Origin of the sequence: Catellatospora coxensis, assembly GCF_016862635.1 — a bacterium.
GTDB classification, from domain to species: Bacteria; Actinomycetota; Actinomycetes; order Mycobacteriales; family Micromonosporaceae; genus Catellatospora; species Catellatospora coxensis.
The window spans coordinates 1-2882 of the sequence record NZ_BONI01000172.1 but is presented as its reverse complement, the minus strand read 5'-3'; the positions used below and the strand labels follow the sequence as shown (position 1 = coordinate 2882).

Annotated in this window: 1 protein-coding gene and 1 pseudogene; both read left to right on the top strand. The window is 66.3% G+C overall.

The window, feature by feature from the left end:
* Positions 1-1475, top strand: a pseudogene (locus Cco03nite_RS41740) (hypothetical protein); the annotation flags it as partial.
* A 179-nt stretch (positions 1476-1654) separates the two neighbouring features.
* Positions 1655-2882: WD40 repeat domain-containing protein (locus Cco03nite_RS41735; RefSeq protein ID WP_203699592.1), on the top strand; the 1228-nt coding region annotated here is incomplete at its 3' end.

The following is a 2882-nucleotide window of genomic DNA, read 5'->3' as shown; positions in this document are numbered from 1 at the left end:
CCGACCACACCGGCACGGTACGCGCCGTCGCTTTCGCCGACCTGCCCGACGGCACCACACTCCTCGCTACGGCCAGCGACGACAGAACCGCACGCATCTACAACGCGACCACAGGACAACACCTGCACACCCGCGAACACATCGGAGTCGTGCACTCGGTCGCGCTTACCGTTCTACCGGATGGCACCGCCCTGTTCGCCACCGATTCCTCGACCGAGATTCCCGACACACGGCCGACGCTGTCGCGCATTTCACTCGTGCCGCATACACAGCCCTCGGCGAGCGAGTCCCCGCAGCGCCGCCTAAATGTGGCCACGCTGGCCGCCGCCCGAACCGGCCTTGCGATCGCGGCCGCGGACGGCCTCTCCGTCCCGCTGTGCCTAGTCCTCGACATCCTGACGCTGACCGGCGCCACGGCCAGAGCCAAGAGCCTCGAAATCCTCGCGGACCACCCCGGCATCGTCCGCCTTCGCCGGCTCGGCTGGCCCGTCCGGGCACGTGTCGGCATCATGGCGCTCCTGCTAGCAGACATGGAGCCGGCGGCCCGGTTCCGCGCGCCTGCCGCGTCCAGCTCACAGCTGGACCAGGCGCTCCGCGTCGCTCTCGCCAACTCTACCGGCCCACCGATCATCGAGCCCATTCCGCTGGCCGCGTTGACGGCGAACGCCGACACCATCAATGATCAACTGATCGCGATGCTGGAGATCATCGGTCCCGAGGCGGTGGCGACGGATCCGCTTCTCCCGCTGAGGTTGCGGCACCTGGCCGCGATGATGCCGACCCTCGACAGGCGCCTGCGAGCCGCCGTTGACGCCCGCCCCGATCAGGAAGGATCGGGCACGCGTAGCGCGTCGACCGGGGTGGGGTTGGTAGGCGTGGCGCGCCGTGGGTCTCTCAGAAGCATGCTGTCCACCCAGTTGGCCCTCCCACCCGACATGCTGGCTGTACGACTTGCCCGCGACGAGGTGCTGTACCGCCTGAGTCGCCAGCCGGCGACTCCGCGGCTGCGGGATCTGGCGATCGTGCTGGACACGACTCCGCCCACCTTCGGACCCGCGGAGTCGGTCCTTCGGTCGGTGGTGCACGGCCTCGTCACGGCGCTGTGGCGCAACGGCCGACAGCCCACCCTGGTCACGTTGGGCGACCCGAACTATCCCTTGGTGATTCGGACACGTACCGATCTGCTGGCGGTCTGGACGATCCGGTCTTTGGACGCGCCGCGATTGGAGGACGCCATGCAGGTCGCACTTCGCCTACCAGTTGATACGACGGTCGTGCTGACGACCGATGAGTTGGCATCCGAACATCGGCTACGCGCGAGCCCCGATCGGAGACTCGTCACGGTGGCGCTGGCGGATGGATCGTCGCGACGCGCTGGCGGCCCGCATCATCACCGGCTGCGTTCGCGATCTGCCGCCTCGGAGGTCCACCGCGTCATCGAAGCCGTGCTGGCCCCCACGACCGGATCGGACTGACCGCGATGGCGATTACTGGAGGACCGCCGGTCCGAGAGTCGACGGGAGGCTCTAACGACCTAGCGGTCTGGGCGCAGACACAGGCATCGACGGTTCGGGGTAAAGCCGAGCCCCGGATTCATAGGCACGCAGGGGTCATAGCCGGGGCCGATTGGCTCCAACCCACGCTTGCCGCAGCATTGCCAGGTCATACCGACCGTGTCTGGTCAACAGCGTGGACCCTCATCGACGATGGCTCGACCTTACTCGCCACCAGCGGTGACAGCACCGTACGCATCTACAACGCCACCACCGGACAACACCTCCACACCTACGACGACCAGACTGGCGTCGTTTACTCCGTCGCGCTCACCAACCTGCCCGACGGCACCGCCCTCCTCGCCACCGGCAGTAGCGACGGAACCGCACACATCTACAACGCCACCACCGGACAACACCTCCACACTCACCACGACCACATCGACAACGTGTGGTCCGTCGCGTTCACCAACCTGCCCGACGGCACCACCCTCCTCGCCACCGGCAGCAGCGACCACACCGCGCGCGTCTACAACGCCACCACCGGACAACACCTCCACACTTCCAACGACCACACCCAGAGCGTGTACTACGTCGCGTTCACCAACCTGCCCGACGGCACCACCCTCCTCGCCACCGCCAGCGGCGACAACACGGTGCGCATCTACGACGTCACCACCGGAGAACACCTCCACACTTACCACGACCACACGGGTGCCGTGTGGTCCGTCGCGTTCACCAACCTGCCCGACGGCACCACCCTCCTCGCCACCACCAGCAGCGACGGAACCGCGCGCATCTACAACGCCACCACCGGACAACACCTCCACACGTACCACGACCACACCGACAACGTGTGGTCCGTCGCGTTCGCCAACCTGCCCAACGGCACCACACTCCTTGCCACTGCGGGCGGCGACCACACGGTACGCATCATCGGCATCGATGACAATCGGTTCGATCGCGTCATCGAGCACTCCACGCCCGTCAATACGGTGTCTTTCAGCTGGTTGGGTTCCACACTGATGCTGGCAACAGGAAGCGATGACGCCTACGCGCGCATATGGACCCTGGGGATTCCTCCTGCCCCTTCAGCTCAGATCGCCGTAAGTTCCGAGGACTTCACCGTTACCCTCGAGCCGACATCCTTCATCGGTCATACACAGCTGGTTTACAGCACGGCCTTGACCGCGCTGCCCGACGGCACCACCTTGCTCGCCACCGCGAGCTTCGACCACACTGTCCGCGTCCACAACGCCACCACCGGGCTACACCTCCACACCCACAACGACCACACCGGCCCCGTGTACTCCGTCGCGTTCGCCAACTTGCCCGACAGCACCACACTGCTCGCCACCGGCAGCAATGACCGCACCGTGCGCATCTACG